This is a genomic window from Iodobacter fluviatilis (assembly GCF_900451195.1).
GTDB lineage: Bacteria > Pseudomonadota > Gammaproteobacteria > Burkholderiales > Chitinibacteraceae > Iodobacter > Iodobacter fluviatilis.
On the sequence record NZ_UGHR01000003.1, the window covers coordinates 502,764 to 522,545 of the forward strand.

The 19,782-nt window shown below is 50.9% G+C and carries 23 protein-coding genes; 18 read left to right on the forward strand and 5 right to left on the reverse strand.

The features are described 5' to 3' along the window. Window positions 1–2: 2 nt before the first annotated feature. From petA to DYD62_RS17675, 3 genes are all read right to left on the reverse strand, one after another. Window positions 3–587: a ubiquinol-cytochrome c reductase iron-sulfur subunit gene (gene petA, locus DYD62_RS17665; protein ID WP_115228716.1), complete on the reverse strand. Its 585-nt coding sequence runs from the start codon at window positions 585–587 to the stop codon at window positions 3–5. 110 nt (window positions 588–697) lie between these two features. After that, window positions 698–1,165, reverse strand: coding sequence for a hypothetical protein (locus DYD62_RS17670; protein WP_115228717.1), 468 nt, complete (start codon window positions 1,163–1,165; stop codon window positions 698–700). Beyond that, complete coding sequence (locus tag DYD62_RS17675) at window positions 1,165–1,917, reverse strand: Nif3-like dinuclear metal center hexameric protein (protein WP_207916621.1); 753 nt, start codon at window positions 1,915–1,917, stop codon at window positions 1,165–1,167. The genes DYD62_RS17670 and DYD62_RS17675 overlap by 1 nt, the downstream gene beginning before the upstream one ends. A 22-nt stretch (window positions 1,918–1,939) precedes the next feature. Between DYD62_RS17675 and DYD62_RS17680 the strand changes: the two genes are divergently transcribed. Beyond that, the gene (locus DYD62_RS17680; RefSeq protein ID WP_115228718.1) at window positions 1,940–3,091 is read left to right on the forward strand and encodes a Do family serine endopeptidase; all 1,152 of its coding nucleotides are present in this window, start codon (window positions 1,940–1,942) and stop codon (window positions 3,089–3,091) included. A 41-nt stretch (window positions 3,092–3,132) separates the two neighbouring features. Here DYD62_RS17680 and DYD62_RS17685 read toward each other — a convergent pair whose 3' ends face one another. Both DYD62_RS17685 and DYD62_RS17690 read right to left on the reverse strand, forming a co-directional pair. Next, window positions 3,133–4,317, reverse strand: coding sequence for a M23 family metallopeptidase (locus DYD62_RS17685; protein ID WP_115228719.1), 1,185 nt, complete (start codon window positions 4,315–4,317; stop codon window positions 3,133–3,135). Window positions 4,318–4,492: 175 nt separating this feature from the next. Next, window positions 4,493–6,463, reverse strand: a complete 1,971-nt coding sequence (locus DYD62_RS17690; RefSeq protein WP_115228720.1) for a monovalent cation:proton antiporter family protein — start codon at window positions 6,461–6,463, stop codon at window positions 4,493–4,495. Window positions 6,464–6,827: 364 nt separating this feature from the next. On the opposite strand from DYD62_RS17690, the gene DYD62_RS17695 reads away from it, so the two are divergent. The 17 genes from DYD62_RS17695 (at window position 6,828) to DYD62_RS17775 (ending at window position 19,705) form a co-directional block, all read left to right on the forward strand. Continuing rightward, on the forward strand, window positions 6,828–7,799 hold the full coding sequence (locus tag DYD62_RS17695) for a KpsF/GutQ family sugar-phosphate isomerase (RefSeq protein WP_115228721.1): 972 nt from the start codon (window positions 6,828–6,830) through the stop codon (window positions 7,797–7,799). Between the two features lie 174 nt (window positions 7,800–7,973). Beyond that, the gene (locus tag DYD62_RS17700) at window positions 7,974–8,489 is read left to right on the forward strand and encodes a KdsC family phosphatase (RefSeq protein ID WP_115228722.1); all 516 of its coding nucleotides are present in this window, start codon (window positions 7,974–7,976) and stop codon (window positions 8,487–8,489) included. After that, a complete protein-coding gene (lptC, locus tag DYD62_RS17705; protein WP_115228723.1) occupies window positions 8,489–9,067 on the forward strand; it encodes an LPS export ABC transporter periplasmic protein LptC in 579 nt (192 codons plus the stop codon). Before DYD62_RS17700 ends, lptC begins: the two co-directional genes overlap by 1 nt. Continuing rightward, window positions 9,045–9,548 carry a lipopolysaccharide transport periplasmic protein LptA gene (lptA, locus tag DYD62_RS17710; RefSeq protein WP_115228724.1) on the forward strand — a complete coding sequence of 168 codons (504 nt, stop codon included), beginning with the start codon at window positions 9,045–9,047 and terminating at the stop codon, window positions 9,546–9,548. Before lptC ends, lptA begins: the two co-directional genes overlap by 23 nt. Continuing rightward, the gene (gene lptB / locus DYD62_RS17715) at window positions 9,545–10,270 is read left to right on the forward strand and encodes an LPS export ABC transporter ATP-binding protein (protein WP_099399311.1); all 726 of its coding nucleotides are present in this window, start codon (window positions 9,545–9,547) and stop codon (window positions 10,268–10,270) included. Before lptA ends, lptB begins: the two co-directional genes overlap by 4 nt. Further along, window positions 10,271–11,644, forward strand: coding sequence for an RNA polymerase factor sigma-54 (locus DYD62_RS17720; RefSeq protein WP_115228725.1), 1,374 nt, complete (start codon window positions 10,271–10,273; stop codon window positions 11,642–11,644). 24 nt (window positions 11,645–11,668) lie between these two features. Then, window positions 11,669–11,995, forward strand: coding sequence for a ribosome hibernation-promoting factor, HPF/YfiA family (gene hpf, locus DYD62_RS17725; RefSeq protein WP_099399309.1), 327 nt, complete (start codon window positions 11,669–11,671; stop codon window positions 11,993–11,995). Window positions 11,996–12,100: 105 nt separating this feature from the next. Beyond that, entirely contained in the window at window positions 12,101–12,574 is a 474-nt protein-coding gene (locus tag DYD62_RS17730; RefSeq protein ID WP_099399308.1) for a PTS sugar transporter subunit IIA, read from the forward strand. After that, the gene (hprK, locus tag DYD62_RS17735; protein WP_099399307.1) at window positions 12,555–13,499 is read left to right on the forward strand and encodes an HPr(Ser) kinase/phosphatase; all 945 of its coding nucleotides are present in this window, start codon (window positions 12,555–12,557) and stop codon (window positions 13,497–13,499) included. The genes DYD62_RS17730 and hprK overlap by 20 nt, the downstream gene beginning before the upstream one ends. Beyond that, on the forward strand, window positions 13,496–14,344 hold the full coding sequence (rapZ, locus tag DYD62_RS17740; RefSeq protein ID WP_115228726.1) for an RNase adapter RapZ: 849 nt from the start codon (window positions 13,496–13,498) through the stop codon (window positions 14,342–14,344). The genes hprK and rapZ overlap by 4 nt, the downstream gene beginning before the upstream one ends. Continuing rightward, entirely contained in the window at window positions 14,337–14,771 is a 435-nt protein-coding gene (locus tag DYD62_RS17745) for a NusG domain II-containing protein (protein WP_233702965.1), read from the forward strand. The genes rapZ and DYD62_RS17745 overlap by 8 nt, the downstream gene beginning before the upstream one ends. Next, window positions 14,746–15,270 (forward strand): Gx transporter family protein, encoded by a 525-nt coding sequence (locus DYD62_RS17750; protein WP_115228727.1) that lies wholly within the window; start codon window positions 14,746–14,748, stop codon window positions 15,268–15,270. The genes DYD62_RS17745 and DYD62_RS17750 overlap by 26 nt, the downstream gene beginning before the upstream one ends. 438 nt (window positions 15,271–15,708) lie before the next feature. Beyond that, on the forward strand, window positions 15,709–16,323 hold the full coding sequence (locus tag DYD62_RS17755) for a flavin prenyltransferase UbiX (protein ID WP_115228728.1): 615 nt from the start codon (window positions 15,709–15,711) through the stop codon (window positions 16,321–16,323). Continuing rightward, window positions 16,313–17,932 carry an ArnT family glycosyltransferase gene (locus DYD62_RS17760; protein ID WP_115228729.1) on the forward strand — a complete coding sequence of 540 codons (1,620 nt, stop codon included), beginning with the start codon at window positions 16,313–16,315 and terminating at the stop codon, window positions 17,930–17,932. The genes DYD62_RS17755 and DYD62_RS17760 overlap by 11 nt, the downstream gene beginning before the upstream one ends. 256 nt (window positions 17,933–18,188) lie before the next feature. After that, window positions 18,189–18,659: an RDD family protein gene (locus tag DYD62_RS17765; protein ID WP_115228730.1), complete on the forward strand. Its 471-nt coding sequence runs from the start codon at window positions 18,189–18,191 to the stop codon at window positions 18,657–18,659. A 116-nt stretch (window positions 18,660–18,775) separates the two neighbouring features. Then, window positions 18,776–19,054, forward strand: a complete 279-nt coding sequence (locus DYD62_RS17770; RefSeq protein WP_115228731.1) for a hypothetical protein — start codon at window positions 18,776–18,778, stop codon at window positions 19,052–19,054. A 195-nt stretch (window positions 19,055–19,249) separates the two neighbouring features. Beyond that, window positions 19,250–19,705, forward strand: coding sequence for a GNAT family N-acetyltransferase (locus DYD62_RS17775; protein WP_115228732.1), 456 nt, complete (start codon window positions 19,250–19,252; stop codon window positions 19,703–19,705). The last annotated feature ends 77 nt before the right edge of the window (window positions 19,706–19,782 follow it).

The following is a 19,782-nucleotide window of genomic DNA, read 5'->3' on the forward strand; positions in this document are numbered from 1 at the left end:
CTCTATTTATCGTCGCCAATCAACAACCGCGCTTCTGTAATATATTTGTGCGGTGGAATGACGAGGTTTTTCGGTGCCGGAACGCCGGAATAGACGCGGCCAGCGAGGTCGAATTTGGAGCCATGACATGGGCAATAGAAGCCACCCAGCCATTCCGGGCCTAAATCGGCCGGAGCCAGATCAGGGCGGAAGGTTGGCGAACAGCCCAAGTGTGTACAGACGCCAAGTGCAACCCAGATTTCGGGTTTAATCGAACGGTTTGCATTGTTGCAGTATTCTGGTTGCTCACTGGCAGCTGATGTTGGGTCTGTCAGTTTGCCGTCGAGCTTTGGTAAGTTAGCCAGCATTTCGGGTGTGCGTTTCACAACCCAAACCGGCTTACCCCGCCATTCGGTGGTCACTTGTTGGCCCAGTTCAAGCTTACTGATGTCCAATTCTACGGGGGCACCCGCAGCCTTGGCCCGCTCTGAAGGAAAAAAACTGGCGATAAAAGGCGTAGCTACACCCGCCCCTGCTACCGCACCGGCAACGCCCGTGGCGATCAGCAGGAATCGCCGTTTGCTGTTATCTACTTGCTGGTCACTCATAACCCAATCCCTGATTGACGGCTAAAACCACCAAATTCTACCTGAAACGACAGGGGAACTTAAAGCTTTGCGCGCATGTCTTCGATAATCTTTCTTGCCCGTGCCCTAGGTTAGGGCTTAGAACGGGCGTAAGTCTGTAATTCTTCATGTATTTTATCGGCGACAGCCGATGTAATTTCACTGACACTTTCGCGTGCTGTTCCGGGCGCAGTAATTTGCCAGACTCTGGCTGAAAGCTGCCAGCCTCCATCAAGCGGGGCAAGGATATAACTCATTCTGGCCTCGGTTGCTTGGGTAACATTAGGAATTTGCATGCTGAATTCTAAACGCTGGGCCGTTCTGCGTTTGAGCTGCATGCCTTTTTGTTTACGATAGACCACGATATCGTCAAAGATCGCTCGCGCTGGCCTGTCTTTAATCAGAATGCTGGGCTGGCTGTTTGTTGTTTCTGGCGTATTTACTGGGTTTTGCTGAATAGTGACAGGGGGTTTGGTCTGATTGGTGCCCGTACTCTGAGGGGCGCTGGCACAGGCTGAAAGCAGGGCCAGGGTGGCCAGAGAGAGTAAAAAACGTTTCATTAGACGAGGTTCGCTTGGTCAAGATGAATATGTTCCAGCCCATATTGGCTGGCCAGGTGCTTGCCTAATGCTTCGATGCCATAGCGCTCTGTGGCGTGATGGCCTGCGGCGATATAGCTCACTCCGCTTTCCCGTGCCAGATGGGTGACAAATTCAGAGGCTTCACCCGTTATAAAGCAATCAATCTCTAATTGCGCCGCTTCGTGAAAAAAGCTTTGAGCCCCGCCGGTGCACCAGGCAACGCGTTTGATTAATTGCTCTGCCGGGCCAATAACCAGCGGGGAGCGTTGTAATTGCGCATCAATTTGTAGTGTAAATTCTGCCAATGTGAGCGGTTTTTCCAGCTCGCCCAGCCAGCCCAGTTTCTGATCACCAAAACGATGGGTGCCTGTGAGGCCTAATTTTTCTCCCAGTTGGGCGTTATTTCCCAGTGTGGGATGCGCATCAAGGGGAAGATGGTAGGCGAATAAATTAACATCGTTCGCCAGCAATTTAGCGATGCGGGCCTTCTTGGTGCGGGTAATGCAGGCGTTTTCACCTTTCCAGAAGAAGCCATGATGAACGAGCAGGGCATCCGCATTTAAATCGATCGCGGCATCAATCAATGCCTGGGAGGCAGTCACCCCGGTGACGATACGCTCTATAGTAGGACGTCCTTCAATTTGCAGCCCATTTGGGCAGTAGTCACGCCAGGTGTCTACGAGCAGCAGTTGTCCGATATAATTTTCTAGATCTTGTCGTGCTATGGGCATATTCAACAGCGCCTTGGAAAACATGAAAAAACTTTGGTTAATTTTCGCACAAACTACAACAGCAGGTCTTGCTGTCTGGTTTCTATTGTCCTTACTTCGTCCTGATTTGCTTCAGCCACCTGCGCCCGCGCCTGTGGTGACCGTGCAGCAAAACCATACAGAAGTGGCTTCTGCGCCTGCGGTGGCGTCATACAGCCCTGCCGCAAAGCGAGCGATGCCTTCGGTGGTAAATATCTACACTGCTAAGGAAGTAAAGACCCCGCTGCCGCCTTTACTCAATGATCCGCGGTTCCGGCGCTTTTTAGGCGATCGCCTAGGGGGCGAAGAGCAGCGTGCTTCAAGTCTAGGATCAGGGGTAATTGTGTCTGAGCAGGGCTATATCATCACCAATAATCATGTGGTGGAGTCGGCCGATGAAATTGAAGTGGCTTTATCGGATGGCCGCACGGCAACGGCTAAATTAATTGGTGCAGATCCTGATACTGATCTGGCGGTGATTAAAATTGAGCTGGATCGCTTACCTGCTATTACTTTTGCAGATGCAAGCAAGGCAGAAATCGGTGACGTTGTGCTGGCCATTGGTAACCCTTTTGGCGTGGGGCAGACCGTTACGATGGGGATTATCTCGGCTTTAGGGCGCTCCGAGCTGGGTATCAATACTTTTGAAAACTTTATTCAGACCGATGCCCCGATTAATCCCGGTAATTCTGGCGGTGCTTTGATCGATACCAAGGGTAATTTAGTAGGCATTAATACTGCCATTTACTCCAGAACTGGCGGCTCCCTGGGGATTGGTTTTGCTATTCCTGCATCAACTATCCGGCAAATTATGGATGCGCTGATTAAAGACGGCAGCGTGACACGCGGCTGGCTGGGGGTAGAGATGCAGGAAGTGACACCAGAGCTGGCGGCGTCTTTTCGTCTAGATGAAGCAAAGGGCGCACTGATTGCCGGCGTAGTACGTGGCGGTCCTGCCGATAGAGCAGGCCTGAAGCCTGGCGATGTTTTACTAAAAATTGGTGGCTCAGAAGTACGTAATGCCTCGGGAATGCTGAATCTGATTGCGGCATTCAAGCCTGATGAAGAGGTAGAGATGGAAATATTTCGCCGAGGCAAACCCGTCGTCTTGCCTGTGAAATTAGGTAAAAGGCCTAAGTTTAATAATCGCCGTTAGAGGTAAAAAATCCACGCCGCGGCGTGGATTTTTTTACGCTGTCAGCAAGGCGGTGCAACGGCCTGATTGCTGCCGGTATCAATAAAACCATCGCTGATCCAGCTGCCTGCTGTTAGGCGGTTCCAGAGCTGGGTGCGCCCCCATACGCCATCTACCCAGTCGCCCTGAGTGCTGCAAACAATTGTGGCCGTTTCTCCCTTTTGCAAACTGCCTGTGATGGCAGCGCTTAAAGAGGGTGATTGGCGCAAATTAACGTAGCTGTCACCACTTTTTGGCGTAATCACACCAGAAGGCAGCGAGTTGCCCCCGCCAAAGTTATTCAGCTGGCCACCAACATTGACGCGATTCCCATTGCGTAATGCGTAGCCCTGATAGGGGGCACTGCCTTCGCGGAACAACCAGCCACCGATGATTTTGCCATCGACCGGCGTTTTATTGCTGCCTTGTTTAAGGGCAAAGTGGACATGAGGCCCTGTTGTTGAACCGCCGCAAGGCAGGCCCATGCCGATTTTTCCCAGATAAGTGCCTTTGCTGACTGAGGCCCCATTGCTCAGATTAGTCAGGTTTTCCATATGGTAATAGCTGCTGCTGAAGCCGTTGTTGTGGACAAGGGTAATCAGCCCGCTGCCATTACGCAGGCAGCTTTGATAAATCAGCCCGTCGCGTGGGGCGAGTACCTGGCCGTTACCGCCTGCAAAATCCAGAGAATTGAAAGGCCGGCTGGTTTGATCGTCGCCGTGCGGCCCGCCGGTCAGCCGCCATGCGCTGCCTTCAGCCCATGGCAGGCCAAGGCCCGTTTGTATTTCTGCCAGCGGTGCATTGCGTTTTAGCCGCTGATTAACACTATGGGCTTGCAGCAGAAGTTTTCTTTCATTGGGTGCAAAAAGCGCGTTTGGCGCTTGCTCCATAAGCTGCGCATATTCTGCGCTGCCTTCAATGGCCACCTGCCAGTTATTCGCGGTGTATTCCGCCATAAAGAAGCGGGTTTCAGGAACTTCATCCAAGTGCGAGGGCAGGATCAGGGTGGCACTGCCAAGTATCCAGCGCGGATCAGCGAGTGATTTCTGGATTTCGACCATAACGCCCTGCTGGGTTGAGGGCTGCAGCTGTAGCAGCATGGCGTTGCTGGCCGCTTTTTGCAGCTCAGGGGGGATTTCAGCCGCTGGGGCTTGGCTGAAGAGTGTGGCGGAGAGTAAGGCAAGCAGGGTAAGGCGATGACGACGCATACAAACCTCCTTGGTAAGGATGCAGCAGCGGCTTAAATGGTGTTTTAGTCCGCCACCAGGCTTTGCATTTCTGCTTTTGTAAAGCAGGGATGCGAGCGCCCATGGTCAGCTTTCTTTTTGTGTAAGTCAATCTGTTTGTGCTGTAACTTGCTGTATATTAAGCGATAGTGTTTTTTTAATCGCCCTGCAGCAAACGCATTTCGGCCGCAGCCAGATTATCGCTTTCTCCTAAAATCACCAGAATATCTCCGGCATGTAATTCAAAACTGGCATCGGGTTGCGTGGGGGGCATATTGCGGCGGCGTACGCTGCGAACCTCAATATTCAGATTCTCGAGCTTCAGCTCGCCCAGATGTTGGCCCACTGCCGCAGCATCATTGGCAAGGTAGATCGTGTGTAAGCGCGGCTGCGGGCGTTCACTATCATCGGCATCTTCGCTTACGCCGCGATAAAAACCGCGCAGCAGCTGGTAGCGTGCTTCCCGGACTTCGCGTACGCGGTGGACCACTTTATTCAAAGGCACGCCAAGCAACATCAGGGTATGCGAGGCCAGCATCAGGCTACCTTCCATGATCTCGGCGACCACTTCGGTGGCCCCGGCATTTTTGAGCTGATCGATATCGCTATCGTCCTGGGTACGGATAACAACGGGCAGCTCCGGGCGAATTGAGTGCACGATTTCTAAAATCTGCATGGCCGAATGGGTTTCGGCGTAGGTAACAACAATGGCGCTGGCCCGCATTAAGCCTGCAGCAATTAATACTTCCCGCTTGGCTGCATCGCCATAAACGACGGAATCACCGGCTGCAGAGGCTTCACGCACCATGTCTGGGTCTAAATCCAGCGCAAAAAAGCCAATATTTTCTTGGCTTAAAACACGGGCTAAAGACTGGCCGCTGCGGCCATAGCCGCACAAAATGACATGGCCATGCTGCTGCATGCTGCGCACGGCAATCTGGTGCAGATTGGCTGCTAAGTTCATCCACTCCGAACGCGCAAGACGCAGCACTAATTTATCTGAGTGCTGAATTAAAAATGGCGTAATCAGCATGGATAAAACAATGCCGGCAATGGTGGTTTGTAAAATATCTTCAGACAGTAGGGCGCTTTTAGAGGCTAAAGCCAGCATAACAAAAGCAAATTCGCCGCCTTGGCCTATCGTAAAGCCCGTGCGCCATGCTGCGCCGGGTGTGCTGCCAAACAAGCGGGAGAGCGCGGCAATCATTAAGATTTTTCCCGGCCCCAGCAGGGACAGCACCAACAGCACCCGCCACCATTGGGCAAGCAGCACCGTGTAATCTAGATTCATCCCTACCGTGACAAAAAACAGCCCGAGCAATAAGTCCCGGAAAGGGCGTACGTCGTCTTCAACCTGATAGCGAAAATCTGTTTCGGCAATCAGCATGCCAGCCAGAAAGGCGCCGAGGGCAAGAGACAAACCAGCCAGCTCGGTGATCCAAGCAATGCCCAGCGTGACAAGGAGCAGGTTAAGCATAAACAGCTCGCTGGAGTGCTGTCTGGCCACAATATTAAACCAGGGGCGCATCAGCTTTTGCCCGAAGTAGAGCAACACTAACAAGACCACCAGAATCTTTACCGCCGCCAGCCCAAGTGCCATCAGCAGCTCGCTGCCGGGAAGGCTAAGCACCGGAATCATGACCAGAAAGGGCACAACGGCTAAGTCTTGAAACAGCAAAATGCCGATCGCGTTTTGCCCGTGCGGAGAATGTAGTTCGTTACGATCGGCCAGCAGTTTGGATGCCATGGCGGTGGATGACATAGAGAGCACGCCGCCTAGAGCCAGCCCCACTTTCCAGTCCATGCCAGCAAAAAAGCAGATCCCCATCACGGTGAACAGCATGGCTCCGACTTGCATTAACCCCAAACCAAATACAATGCGGCGCATTGCATTCAGGCGCGCTAGGTTGAACTCCAGCCCCAGTGTAAACATCAGAAACACCACACCAAATTCTGCCAAGTGCGTTGCCTCATTACTGCTGGCAATAAAACCTAGGGCGTGTGGGCCAATGAGTAAGCCCACCAGCAGATAGCCCAGCATGGCGGGAAGCTTCAGACGACGGCAAAGTACAACTGTTAAAACAGCAGCAGCAAGCAGGAGCAATAAAGAGGACAGATGGATGGACATAGGCAGAGTTAGTTTATCGCTTGCAGACAAAATGCTGAGGATTACATCCTGGCAGCCTGAGTTGTTTTCGTGTGCTTAAGGGGGAATCCCGTACTGGTGGTTTTCCACATCTTAGCCAGCCAAAGCGGCGGGTTATGGGCCATTGTGCAAATCAGCGGAGTCGTTTTGTTGCCACAGATTAATTCTTAGTATGGCAGGTGAATTATGGTTTTCTCATTGCAGATCTTAGCCTGATTTTATTGCGAAGTTCTATTGCAAATTGTCCTTAAATGCATAAACCACCGTATTTATTGATCCTGATTGGCATATTGCCAGCAGACGCAGGTGGCGGGAGAGGGGGTGCTTCTCTTATACTTTCGCGCATATGAAAAATGCTGAATTTATCCTCGGGTGTGCACGTAGCGTACTTCGGGTTGAGGCTGAAGCTGTTTTCGCACTGGCCGGGCGAATTAATGATCAGTTTGTTAAAGCATGCGAGCTGATTCTTTCCTGCCATGGGCGGGTCATCGTGATCGGAATTGGCAAATCGGGACATATTGCCAAAAAAATTGCTGCCACCATGGCAAGTACCGGCACACCTGCTTTTTTTGTCCATCCTTCTGAAGCCGCGCATGGCGATTTGGGTATGATTACCCGCAGCGATGTGGTGCTGGCGCTGTCGAACTCTGGCGAAAGTGATGAAGTGATTGCTTTATTGCCTAGCCTGAAGCGACTTGGCATTCCCCTGATTGCCATGACCGGCAATGCTGAATCAACGCTGAGCAAGCAAGCAACTGTTCATCTTGATTCGGGTGTGTCGCAGGAGGCCTGTCCTTTGAATCTGGCACCTACAGCCAGCACAACTGCAGCCCTTGCTCTTGGTGATGCGCTGGCGGTGGCTTTGCTGGAAGCGCGTGGTTTTCAGGCCGAAGACTTTGCGCTTTCACATCCGGGTGGCAGCTTAGGCAGGCGCTTACTGGTTCTGGTCCGTGATTTAATGCATACCGGTGATGAGTTGCCCGTAGTGCAGCAGGATGTTTTACTGCGTGATGCTTTGCTGGAAATCAGCAAAAAAGGCATGGGCATGACCGCCGTGGTGGATGCTGAAGGTAAATTGGCAGGCATTTTCACCGATGGCGATCTGCGCCGCGCGCTTGATCTGGGCGTTGATGTGAGAGATACCAAGGTTTCTACGGTGATGACGCTCAAGCCTGCCACGATAGAGGCAAGCAAGCTGGCCGCTGAAGCGGTGCAGCAAATGGATGCCCGCCGGGTCAATGGTTTACTGGTACTGGAGGCGGGCCGCTTGATCGGTGCCATTAATATGCATGACCTGCTGCGTGCCCGTGTAGTTTAAAATGGAAGGCTGTTGCAAACTGACTGCGTATTTTGGTTGTAGCTGGCATGGTGCTTATTGCACATAGAAAAAGCCTTGGAAGCCTTCATTTACTCTTTATGAAATGCGGGTTTCTGCTTTTTTCCGGTGACGGTTTGCAATACCTCACGAGTAAAAATATTGAGAGACAGAATAATGACCGATATGGCCAAAGCAGTGCGTTTAATGATTTTTGACGTTGATGGCGTAATGACCGATGGCAGTTTGTACTACACCGATGCCGGTGAAGAGCTGAAGGCGTTTAATTCATTAGATGGCCATGGGCTGAAGATGCTGCGCGCCACGGGTGTTAAGCTCGCTATTATTACGGGCCGCACTTCAAAATTAGTGGAAAAACGGGCAAAAGATCTGGGTGTTGATTACCTCTATCAGGGTGCACATGATAAGCGCGCCAGCTACGAAGATTTGCTGCTGGCAGCGGGTGTGAGCAAAGACGCCTGTGGTTATATGGGCGACGATGTCATTGATATCCCCGTGATGCGGCGGGTGGCCTTTGCCGTTGCCGTGCCTGATTCCCCAGAGCTGGTACGCAAGCACGCGCATTACATTACGGGCAGCCCGGGTGGACGTGGTGCGGTCAGGGAAGTGTGCGAGTATCTGATGCAGGCCCAGGGCACGCTTGATGCCGCTATGGCGCCTTACCTCGCCTGATGGCAGTGCCCGGTACAACCCGCCTGCTGCCTTTGGCCCTTGTTGTTTTGTTGGGCAGCCTGACTTGGCTGCTGGACAGGGCGGCAAGTATGCCCGGCTCAACTGTGGCTATTAATTCAGATCAGCCTGATATGCTGGTTGATAAGGCTACAGCTGTGCGTTTCGGAGAAAACGGGCAGCCTTTGTCTTTATTAACTGCGACTCATGTTTCGCATTTACCTGCTGGTGATATTACGTGGCTGGAAAAACCGCAGCTGCGCTATACCGCGCCGGATCAGCCCCAGCTGGATGTACATGGTGAGCGGGCTAAATCAGTGAATCAGGGGAGCGATGTGTGGTTCCCCGGTGCAGTAACCATGGTTAGAGCGGCCAGCGGCACACAGGCAGAGCTCACTATTAATGGGCGCGATATGCATGTCTTGCCACAGGCGGGCCTCGCAAGCTCTGAAGCGCCTGCAATTGCAAAAATGGGCACGTATGTTATTGAGTCAGTTGGTTTTATTGCTGATTCCAAGGCTGAAACGCTGGAACTTAAATCTAAAGTCAGGATGAGCTATGAGCCGATTCGTACCCGTTAAAATTGTTTTACTCATGTTGCTGGCAGGCTCTGCTTATGCAGAAAAAGCAGACCGCGAAAAGAAGATCAATATTGAGGCTGCAAATTGTGTGATGAATCAAAAAACACAGGCCAGCGTTTGTACCAAAAATGTGGTGCTGACTCAGGGCACGCTCAGTATCCGCGCTGATAAGCTGACGGTACGGCAAGATGAGGCGGGCAATCAGTTTGTTGCTGGCAATGGCAGCCCTGTGCGCTTCCGGCAGAAAATGGATGGTGGTAATGACTGGGTAGATGCCGAAGCGCAACGCTTTGATTACGATGGTCATACTGGCATTCTTAAACTAATGGACAAAGCATGGGTCAAACGTGGGGAAGATCAAATTTATAGTGATCTGATTACCTACGATCTGAATAATGAAGCCTATCAGGCGCAGAGTAAACCTGAAGGCAATGGGCGCGTGAATATCGTGATTACACCGAAAAAGGCACCTGCCCCATGACCAGCTCTTTACGTGCTGAACAGCTGGAAAAACGTTACGGTAAAAGAACCGTAGTGCGTGATGTCACTATGGAGATTTCTAGTGGTGAAGTAGTGGGTTTACTGGGCCCAAACGGCGCAGGCAAAACCACCAGTTTCTATATGCTTGTTGGCCTCGTGGCCATGAATGGCGGGCGAATTACGCTGGATGGCGAGGATATTGGTCATTTACCCATTCATCAGCGGGCGCGGCGTGGTTTGGGGTATTTGCCACAGGAAGCGTCTATCTTTCGTAAAATGACAGTGGCGCAAAATATCACTGCGGTGCTTGAACTGCATTGTAAAAACCGCGAAGAAATGAACGCCCGCTTAGATGAGCTTTTGCATGATTTACATATCGCACATTTGCGTGATGCAGGTGCAATGGGTTTATCAGGGGGCGAGCGGCGCCGGGTAGAAATTGCCAGAGCTTTGGCCGCTAACCCGCGTTTTATCTTGCTTGATGAGCCATTTGCAGGGGTAGACCCGATTGCCGTGATGGATATTCAACGTATTATTGGTTTTTTAAAGCAAAGAGGAATCGGTGTTTTGATCACTGACCACAATGTGCGGGAAACCCTTGGTATTTGCGATCGCGCTTACATCATTTCCGAAGGTGCGGTGATGGCGTCAGGTGCTCCGAAAGATATTGTAGAAAATGAAAGTGTGCGTCGGGTGTATCTCGGTGAACATTTCCGTATGTAAATGAAACAAACCCTGCAGCTGCGGTTATCCCAGCAACTTAATCTTACTCCTCAGTTGCAGCAGGCCATTAAGCTGCTGCAACTTTCTACCCTTGAGTTTCAGCAAGAGCTTGAACAGTATTTAAGTGAAAATCCGCTGCTGGAGCGGGGCGAGGAAGCTGCCGCAGGCGAGGCAGAGCAGCCCGAGCCTCAGTGGGAAATGGGTGAAGATGACGGTTTGCGCTGGGAAGGCACTGGCCATGTCGGATCGGATGATGATGAAGATTTCGACCCTGCCAGCAATATTGCCCGTGATTTAGATTTGCGGGAGCATCTTTTGCAACAAGCCGGTTTATTGCCCTTGTCGCACCGAGATAAGTCTTTGTTATTGATGCTGATTGAGGCGCTGGATGATGAAGGTTTTCTTGCTCAATCCTTAGAAGATGTTTTTTCTCAGCTTCCAGAGGAACTTATCCAAGATTATGAACTCGAACTTGATGACTTAAAGATTGCTTTGATTCGCTTACAGCACTTGGAGCCCTTAGGGGTGGGAGCAAGGGATACTGCAGATTGTTTGTGCTTACAACTGCGCCAGAAACCTGCAAGTGCAGCAAGAGAATTAGCGTTAAAAATTGCCCAGAATTCACTCGATTTATTAGCCGGACGGGACTACACTAAGCTTAAACGAGCCTTTAAATGCGAGGATGCTGAGTTAAAAGCTGCGCAAGAATTGATTGTAAGTTTAAACCCCAGGCCGAGTGCGCAATGGTCTGCAGCATCACCCAGATATGTAAGCCCTGACGTGATTGTGCAAAAAGTAAGAGGCGTTTGGCGTGTCAGATTACACGATGCCTCGATGCCAAAATTACGGGTAAACCGTCTTTATGCAGATATCTTACAAAAAGGCGATGGCTCTCATTTAGCACGAGAGTTACAAGAAGCGCGTTGGTTAGTAAAAAGTGTGCAGCAGCGATTCGATACTATTTTGCGGGTAGCAACAGCGATTGTAGAGCGGCAGCGGGCGTTTTTCGAACACGGTGAAGTCGCGATGCGCCCCTTGGTACTCAGGGACATCGCCGAAGAGCTGGATTTGCATGAGTCGACTATTTCTAGGGTGACCACGCAAAAATATATGCTCACGCCGCGTGGCCTGTATGAATTTAAGTTTTTCTTTGGTAGCCATGTAGATACGGATGCCGGAGGAGAGTGTTCTGCTACAGCGATCAAAGCATTGATCAGGCAGATGGTGCAGCAAGAAGATAAGAAAAAACCTTTAAGTGATAGCGTATTGGCAGAAGCATTATCCGCTCAGGGTATTGTGGTAGCGCGTCGTACAGTTGCCAAATACCGTGAGGCGTTGCAGATTTACCCAGTAAGTCAGCGCAAAAGTTTGTAAGGCCCCAACGGAAGGAGTAACCCTATGAATTTGAATATCAGTGGCCATCATCTTGAAGTGACCCCATCTATCCGCGAGTATGTAAACAGCAAAATGGAAAGGGTCATCCGGCACTTTGATAATGTGATTGACGTTAATGTCATCCTCTCCGTGGAGAAACTGCAACATCAGGTTGAAGCCACCGTTCATGTTCGCGGCCGCGATATCCATGTAGAAGCAGCGGATGAGAATATGTATGCAGCCATTGATTTACTGGCTGATAAGCTGGACCGACAGGTTGTGAAGCACAAAGAAAAATCGATGGATCATCGTAACGAGTCCATTAAACAGCACCAGCCTGCCGCTGAATAAAGCGACTTTTCTCATCTTAGCGGGAACCGGAATACTCAGGTTCCCGTTTTTGTTTTTAAACGACGGCGCTACAATAGGTGTCGTCCTTGTTTTGGTCTGTCTACAATGAGCTTGATCGCCCAAATACTGCCTAGTGGAAATGTCTTCCTTGATATGGAAGTTGGCAGCAAAAAACGTATTTTCGAACAAGTCGGTATTTTGTTTGAAAATAGCCACGGTATTGCCCGCAGCGTTATTTTTGATAGCCTCTTTGCCCGTGAGAAACTAGGCTCCACCGGCTTGGGCCAAGGCGTTGCCATTCCGCATGGCCGGATTAAAGGATTAAAAGAAGCGACAGGTGCTTTTGTGCGTCTGAATGAGGCTATTCCTTATGACGCACCTGATGGCAAGCCTGTTTCTTTAGTGTTTGTATTGCTTGTGCCGGCCCACGCTACTGATTTACATCTGCAAATTTTGTCAGAACTTGCTCAATTATTCTCGGATAAAGTCTTGCGGGAGAGCTTGCTGGCAGCAACAGAGCCAGGCCAGATCTGGAAGTTAATCAGCACTTGGGAGCCTTATGCCACAGATTTCAGTTAGACAACTTTTTATTGATAACGCCGAAAAACTGCGACTCACTTGGGTAGCAGGGCAATCGGGTGCGAATAATCTGTTATCTAATGATGCGTCGGAGCAAAAACCGACCTTATCTCTGGTGGGCCACCTGAATTTTATCCACCCCAACCGCATTCAGGTGCTTGGGGTGGCAGAAACGGTTTATCTGCTGCAGCTTAGCGTTGAAGCCCAAAGAGAATCCCTTGCCCGCTTGTTTTCAAATGAAATGGCGGCGGTGATTGTGGCCAATGGGCAAATTGTGGGTGATTGCCTGCGCGAAGCCTCCGAGCGTTTTCATGTGCCGCTGCTTACCTCTCCCGAGCAATCCCCTTATTTAATGGATGTACTTCGCTACTACCTTTCGAAGGCGTTGGCGGTTTCCACGCATCTGCACGGGGTGTTTTTGGATGTGCTTGAAGTCGGCGTATTGCTGACCGGCGAATCCTCTATGGGTAAAAGCGAGCTGGCGCTGGAGCTGATTTCACGCGGCCATGGCCTTGTGGCAGACGATGTGGTTGAGGTTTATCGCACCAATCCCGAAACGCTGGAAGGGCGCTGCCCGCCGATGTTGCGAGATTTTCTGGAAGTGCGCGGGATTGGCGTGCTCAATATCCGTACTATTTTCGGAGAAACCGCCGTCAGGCCGCGTAAAACGTTGAAGCTGATTATGCATCTGGCTAAGGCCGGCGGCGAGAAAGTCGCCCCGATGGATAGATTGCAAATGCAGGCCGCTACGCAGGATATTCTGGGCGTGCCGATTCGCAAACTGGTGATTCCTGTGGCGGCCGGTCGAAATTTAGCGGTTTTGGTTGAGGCCGCGGTTAGAAATTATATTTTGCAATTACGCGGCATAGATTCCACGCGTGAGTTTATTGAAAGACACCAAAAGTTTATGGAGATGGGCGAATGAGTAAGCAGCAGCTTATTTTGCTGTCTGGTTTATCAGGAGCCGGGAAAAGCGTTGCGCTGAAAGCTTTGGAAGACCTAGGCTATTTTTGCATCGATAATCTGCCCGCGCCTTTGCTGCCGCAAACAGTGGCTTTGCTGGACGAAGACGGCTATCCCAATGTTGCTATTTCGGTTGATGTACGCAGCGCTCACAACTTTGCTAGTTTTCCCAATCATCTTGAAGCCTTGCTGGAGCTGGGGCTGGATGTGCAAATGCTGTTTTTGGAAGCCAATAACGATACGCTGGTCAAACGTTTTTCAGAAACACGTCGTAGTCATCCCTTATCCAGTGGTGAATTAACCGTGAGTGAGGCGATTGGGCTGGAGCGAGAGATGCTGGTGGATTTTTCTACCCAGGCTCATCGTATTGATACCAGTGATTTATCGGCTAATCAGCTGCGTAGTTGGATCCGACAATTTGTAGCGCTGGATCGCTCTAGGCTTACAGTGATTTTTGAATCGTTTGGTTTTAAGCACGGCCTGCCTATGGATGCAGATTTTGTGTTTGATGCCCGCTGTTTGCCTAATCCTTATTATGATAAAGCTTTGCGTCCGCTCACCGGTAAAGATCAGCCGGTGATGGATTTTCTAGTGCGGCAAGAAGTAGTAGGGCGCTTTCAAAATCATATCAGAACATTTCTGGAGGCATGGCTGCCAGAGTTTGAGGCCGATAACCGCAGCTATATTACGGTAGCCATAGGCTGCACAGGCGGCCAGCATCGCTCGGTTTATCTGGCTGAGCAGTTGGCTAAATACTTTGCCGAGCATCGGCAAGTATTGCTCAGACACCGCGAGCAACATGCCTAAAATCGATGGTGGCGCAGGCGCTCCCTCTTGCCCCTTAGAGAGCAAGGGGAGGGTGAATAATAAAGTAATGCGGCCAGGTGACTGGCCGTTTGCTTTACTGGCGCTGGCTTTCGTGGTGTATCTGGGCTTTTGGAGCTGGCGGCAGGATAGTGCCACGCGGGTACGTATATATCAGGCAGGCAAAGTTTTTGCCGAGCTGGATTTAAACGCCGAGCGTACTTTGCAAGTAGCAGGCCCCCTCGGGCTGACCTCGGTTGAAGTAAAATCGGGCCGGGTCAGGATTAGCAGCGACCCTAGCCCGCGGCAGTATTGCGTGCGCATGGGCTGGCTGGATCAGGCTGGCCAGATGGCGATTTGCCTGCCTAACCGGATCAGCATCGAGCTTTTAGGCTCGCGCCCTTATGAAATCGACAGTCTCAGCTACTGAAATCCGCATCAAGCCTAGCCCCGATGATGTGCGTATTGCCCGCTATGCCGCGCTGGCGATTGCGCTGTCTGTACTGGAGGCAGGTATTCCATCGCCTATACCCGGCATTAAGCCGGGGCTGGCTAATATCATTACCCTGATTGCACTCTGGCGTTTTGGCTGGCGGGATGCCGCATGGATTTCCATGCTCAGAATCATTGGCAGTGGTATTGTCATCGGAGGTTTTTTATCGCCCGGTTTTGCCATGAGCTTGATGGGTGGCTTATGCAGCCTGCTGGCCTTGGCGGCAGCAAATTCCTTACCCAAGCGCTGGTTTGGGCCAGTATCGCATTCTCTGGCCGCCGCCTTTGCCCATATGGCCGGGCAGTTATTATTAGCGCGGCTGTGGCTGATTCCACATAATGGCATCATTCATTTAGTCCCCCTGTTTGCGGCTGCGGCGCTGGTGTTTGGCGTGGTGAATGGGGTGATTGCAGCGAAGTTACTGGTGCGGGAATAAAGGATTAAAAAATGTGTATGGTAGGAGCAAGTAAGTAAGTGTTAATCAAATTGTTTTATCATTAGCAAACAGCGAAGAGACATAATAACCAAGCTCTATGCATAGGGCTTTTTTAACCCCCCCCTTGAAACACGCCGAAGCGAGGAACAAGCGGGCGGGGTTTCTTTGATGCCTGTTTGAGCGAGCTTGTGAGCGAGTTCCGCAGCCGCCGCTGTCCGCAGATGAGGGGCTTTCGTGTTTCGTGGGGTCGCCTTCTTTGCGTACTAGGATTTCTGGCGAAGCTGAAATCAAATACTTCGCGGGGATCCCGCACCTAAATAAATGTGCCGAAGGCACTAAGCAAGTATCACTAGATTAAATTCTCTTCACTTTCTGTTTTTTTACTCTGAGTCTGTATCAACAGATATTTGGGTGTGACATCGTTTTAATAGGCTTTAAATGAAAACAATAACATTAGCTTTTACCGGCGCATCCGGCCTGCCTTATGGCCTGCGCACGCTGGAATGCTTGCTGGCGGCGGGTTGCACCGTGCATGTGCTTTATACCCAGGCGGCGCAAATTGTGGCCAAGCAAGAGCTGGATGAAACTTGGCCTTCGCGCGCGGCTGATCTGGCCGTGTATTTTCGCCAGCGTTATGGCGTGGCGGATGAAGCGCAGCTGCAAGTGTTTGGTCAGCAAGAATGGTTTGCCCCTATGGCATCCGGCTCTAATCCCGGCGACGGCATGATTGTGTGCCCCTGCACCATGGGCGCTTTATCGGCGATTGCGGTGGGTGCTTCGGATAATTTATTAGAGCGTGCTGCGGATGTGATGATTAAGGAAGGCAAAAAATTAGTGGTTGTTCCACGTGAAGCACCTTTTTCGGTGCTGCATCTAGAGAATATGCTCAAGCTGGCAAGGCTGGGTGTGGTGATCTTGCCGCCTAATCCGGGCTTTTATCACCACCCTAAAACCATCGCCGATTTGGTGGATTTTGTGGTGGCAAGGATATTGGATCAGTTCCAAATTCCGCATCAGCTGATGAAGCGCTGGGGGATAAGGGATGAGTTTTAGAGTTAACTGGAAGTGGTGCTGCTTTGCCCTGCTGGCACTGTGGTTCTGGCCCTCGTTTGCCCCGCATGACCCATGGAAGCCCGACGAAAGCTATATCCTTGGCTTAGTTTATGAATACACGCTGCGGGATAACTGGCTGGTGCCGATGCTGTCTGGCGAGCCATTTATGGAAAAGCCACCGCTGTTTTTCTGGACGGCAGCGGGCTTCTCCCGCTATGTATTTACTTGGCTGCCCGTACATGCAGCAGCAAGGCTGGCGGCGGCATTTTATATTGCGCTGACCTTTATCTTTGCCGCCTTGGCCGCTGGGCAATTTGCCGCCCGCAGCCGGGCGAATAATCCATCGCAAGCCGCATGGCTTACGGCTATCTTGCTGGCAGGCACGCTGGGCTTGGTTGGCAATGGCCATCATATCTTGACCGATAGCGCGCTCTTTGCCAGCTTTGCCATCGCCCTCTACGCATTTTCTATCTTTCCTTCGCGGCCACTCGCCAGCGGCCTGCTGCTGGGCACGGCTTGGGGAATGGCGTTTTTAACTAAGGGTTTGCTAGGGCCGGGCTGCCTTGGCTTGGCTGCTTTGCTGCTGCCGATTGTTGATCGCACTTATCGGCAAAAGACTTATTTACTGACGCTAAGTATTGCTCTGCTGGCCGCATTACCTTGGTGGCTAATCTGGCCTTGGCGCTTATGGCTGGCCTCGCCCGAGTTATTTCACACTTGGTTTTGGGTGAATAATCTGGGGCGTTTCCTAGGCGAGAATAATCTTGGCCCGGAATACGAGCGTGGCTTTTACCTGAAGATCCTGCCTTGGCACGCCTTCCCACTGATCCTCTATCTGCCCGTATTATTTTTCAGGCAACGCCTCGATGCGTTTAAAAACGCCGCCCCGGCAGCGCTACTTTGCCTGCTGACTTACACCATTTTGTCCTTGGCAAAAACCTCGATGGAGCTTTACGCCGTGCCCGCTGTAGTGGCCTTTGCCGTATGGATGGGCGCGCAAGCATCCAGCGTGCCCGCCGCCTTTGAGCGCCGCTTTGGTCTGGTGGCCCTATGCCTGCTGGCCGTCAGCGCACTCCTGCTGTGGTGGACATGGGCCGCGCTCTACTTTGGCCTGCCTTTGCAAGCCCGCCTGCTGCATTTCTTACCGGGCTTTGCAGAAAAGCCAAACTGGCTGGGCGTGCTATCTGCGCTCGCACTCACCATCATCGTGTGGAATCTGGCCTGGCGCGCGCCAGAGTGGAGCAAACATCAGGGTGCCGTGCGCTGGCTGGCCGTGCTGGTGATGAGCTATGGCCTCGTCTTCAGCCTGCTGCTACCCGGCTTAAATTACAGCAAAAGCTATAAAGCCATGATGCTGGGATTAGCCACTCAACTGGATAAAACCCAGTGCCTGGCCAGCTTTGGCCTAGGCGAGCACGAGCGAGGCAACTTCCACTACTACACCGGCATGCGGGTAGAGCGCTTTGAAATAGGCAGTGGTAAAGAATGCCCGCAGCTATTAATCCAAGGCAGCAGCATGCCTGCAAATATTAGGGACTATAGCCTGCTGAAAAAAGCGATGAGGGCGACGGATAGGGGAGAGGAGTTTAGTGTTTGGCGTAAGAGATAATAAATATTGCTTACTATTTGCTGATATCATACTGCGTGTTTTGTTTTTTTGCAGGGTATGCGAGCAAGGAAGAAGGCTCTGCTCAAGAGGATGTGGTTATTCAGCGTCGCATTATTTTTGCCGCATTCCGTAGGGTTTCGCCAGAGAGCGTGGCATTTTTATATACCGCAAGATGGTGGTTCTTCTGTTTTTTTTTGGGGGGGGGAGCGGCCAAACATTGCCAGGCTCTATTTAAAAAATACAAGGAAACGTTTGAATGCAAAATCAAGAATTCGAATATGCCGGTTTTTGGGTAAGAACAGGCGCAACTATAATCGACACAATTTTAACTTTTCTTATAACCGCACCTCTTCTCATATCAATCTACGGCTGGGGATATTTTAATGGTGAGAAAGCAGATTTTATTGTTGGACCAGCTGATTTTTTAATCACTTGGGTTCTGCCAGCAATTGCTGTAATTGTTTTTTGGAAGCTAAAACAGGCCACACCTGGAAAAATGGCAATATCGGCAACAATAGTTGATGCCACAACAGGGAAGCCAGCAAGTACCGCACAATTAATTAGTCGTTACTTCGCATATTTTTTAGCAATGGCACCACTATTTTTGGGAATTGTTTGGGTTGCATTTGATAGGCGAAAACAAGGCTGGCACGACAAGCTTGCGGGCACCGTAGTTATTAAAAGAGCTAATACCGGGCCTGAATCTGTCAAGTTCAATAAAGACTAATAAGTCGCTTAATAATTGAGGTCAGAGTCAATATCCTCACTATGTTCTGTATCTTCAGAGCTTATTCAGGCAGCTCTGCAGGATTACCATAACTCTATGTTTGGAAATATAAAGTAATGACCATCATTTACATCATTGCCCTAATCCTTTTATTTGCTGCGATCTTTTATTACACAATGTACATGCCGTCTGCACAAAAAGATTGGGAGCGTCTTCCGACGCTGGACGAATACTTAGCTAAAAATCCAACGGCAAAACATGGCGAAAAGATTTCATGCTCAAAATGCGGCCACACAGAGCAACTCGATACTGGTTTAATTCGAATCTCTGATTACCGCAGAAAGCTGATGTGTACTCAATGTAAAAAAATATTGTGGCGCGAAGAAGAAAAATAAATTCGTTCGTATTTCGGCGCTTGAGAATCACCCTCTAAATAACTGGGGGTAGAGTCCAGCACGGTAGGTTGGGCTAAAGCTTTATCAGCCCAACATTTGAATATGCACCGCAACCTGTTGGGCAGATGAAGCTTGCCCAAGCTACGTGCTGTTTTAGGGTTTCTACATATTGTTAGGTGCTGGAATCAAGGCCACATGAACGACACCGCTATCCTCATTCGCCGAGCATCGCACCGTGACGCCGCCGCCATTCGTGGCCTTTACGGGCAGCTTGTCTCCAATCCTGCCGTTACGATCTCGCCTGAGCATCTTGCGAGGCTCGCCGAATCCGAACACCACTTCGTGCTTGTGGCAGAGCAAGGCAGTTTTGTCTGCGGTACCGCTCTTCTCTCACTGTGCGAAGACGTCATGTTCGGTACCCAGCCCTTTGCAGTCGTCGAAAATGTGATCGTCGATCAGCAAGTGCGTTCGCATGGCATTGGATCAGCGCTCTTTCAAGAGGTTGAGGCGCTCTGCAAGCGGGCCAACTGTTCCAAAATCATGCTCCTTAGCTCGTCGCAGCGGGTTGAGGCCCACCAGTTTTTCGAGCTGCAAGGCTTTGCCGGCTCGTCCAAGCTTGGCTTCGTCAAATACCGCAGGAACTTCTCGTGAGCAAGTAGCTTGGGTTAAAGCTTTATCAACCCAACATTTGAATATGCACCGCAAGCTGTTGGGCAAATAAAGCTTGC

Bases quoted from the DNA above. Each gene is read 5' to 3' on its own strand.
- petA (WP_115228716.1), bottom strand. From the start codon at position 587: ATGAGTGACCAGCAAGTAGATAACAGCAAACGGCGATTCCTGCTGATC.
- DYD62_RS17670 (WP_115228717.1), bottom strand. From the start codon at position 1,165: ATGAAACGTTTTTTACTCTCTCTGGCCACCCTGGCCCTGCTTTCAGCC.
- DYD62_RS17675 (WP_207916621.1), bottom strand. From the start codon at position 1,917: ATGCCCATAGCACGACAAGATCTAGAAAATTATATCGGACAACTGCTG.
- DYD62_RS17680 (WP_115228718.1), top strand. From the start codon at position 1,940: ATGAAAAAACTTTGGTTAATTTTCGCACAAACTACAACAGCAGGTCTT.
- DYD62_RS17685 (WP_115228719.1), bottom strand. From the start codon at position 4,317: ATGCGTCGTCATCGCCTTACCCTGCTTGCCTTACTCTCCGCCACACTC.
- DYD62_RS17690 (WP_115228720.1), bottom strand. From the start codon at position 6,463: ATGTCCATCCATCTGTCCTCTTTATTGCTCCTGCTTGCTGCTGCTGTT.
- DYD62_RS17695 (WP_115228721.1), top strand. From the start codon at position 6,828: ATGAAAAATGCTGAATTTATCCTCGGGTGTGCACGTAGCGTACTTCGG.
- DYD62_RS17700 (WP_115228722.1), top strand. From the start codon at position 7,974: ATGACCGATATGGCCAAAGCAGTGCGTTTAATGATTTTTGACGTTGAT.
- lptC (WP_115228723.1), top strand. From the start codon at position 8,489: ATGGCAGTGCCCGGTACAACCCGCCTGCTGCCTTTGGCCCTTGTTGTT.
- lptA (WP_115228724.1), top strand. From the start codon at position 9,045: ATGAGCCGATTCGTACCCGTTAAAATTGTTTTACTCATGTTGCTGGCA.
- lptB (WP_099399311.1), top strand. From the start codon at position 9,545: ATGACCAGCTCTTTACGTGCTGAACAGCTGGAAAAACGTTACGGTAAA.
- DYD62_RS17720 (WP_115228725.1), top strand. From the start codon at position 10,271: ATGAAACAAACCCTGCAGCTGCGGTTATCCCAGCAACTTAATCTTACT.
- hpf (WP_099399309.1), top strand. From the start codon at position 11,669: ATGAATTTGAATATCAGTGGCCATCATCTTGAAGTGACCCCATCTATC.
- DYD62_RS17730 (WP_099399308.1), top strand. From the start codon at position 12,101: ATGAGCTTGATCGCCCAAATACTGCCTAGTGGAAATGTCTTCCTTGAT.
- hprK (WP_099399307.1), top strand. From the start codon at position 12,555: ATGCCACAGATTTCAGTTAGACAACTTTTTATTGATAACGCCGAAAAA.
- rapZ (WP_115228726.1), top strand. From the start codon at position 13,496: ATGAGTAAGCAGCAGCTTATTTTGCTGTCTGGTTTATCAGGAGCCGGG.
- DYD62_RS17745 (WP_233702965.1), top strand. From the start codon at position 14,337: ATGCCTAAAATCGATGGTGGCGCAGGCGCTCCCTCTTGCCCCTTAGAG.
- DYD62_RS17750 (WP_115228727.1), top strand. From the start codon at position 14,746: ATGAAATCGACAGTCTCAGCTACTGAAATCCGCATCAAGCCTAGCCCC.
- DYD62_RS17755 (WP_115228728.1), top strand. From the start codon at position 15,709: ATGAAAACAATAACATTAGCTTTTACCGGCGCATCCGGCCTGCCTTAT.
- DYD62_RS17760 (WP_115228729.1), top strand. From the start codon at position 16,313: ATGAGTTTTAGAGTTAACTGGAAGTGGTGCTGCTTTGCCCTGCTGGCA.
- DYD62_RS17765 (WP_115228730.1), top strand. From the start codon at position 18,189: ATGCAAAATCAAGAATTCGAATATGCCGGTTTTTGGGTAAGAACAGGC.
- DYD62_RS17770 (WP_115228731.1), top strand. From the start codon at position 18,776: ATGACCATCATTTACATCATTGCCCTAATCCTTTTATTTGCTGCGATC.
- DYD62_RS17775 (WP_115228732.1), top strand. From the start codon at position 19,250: ATGAACGACACCGCTATCCTCATTCGCCGAGCATCGCACCGTGACGCC.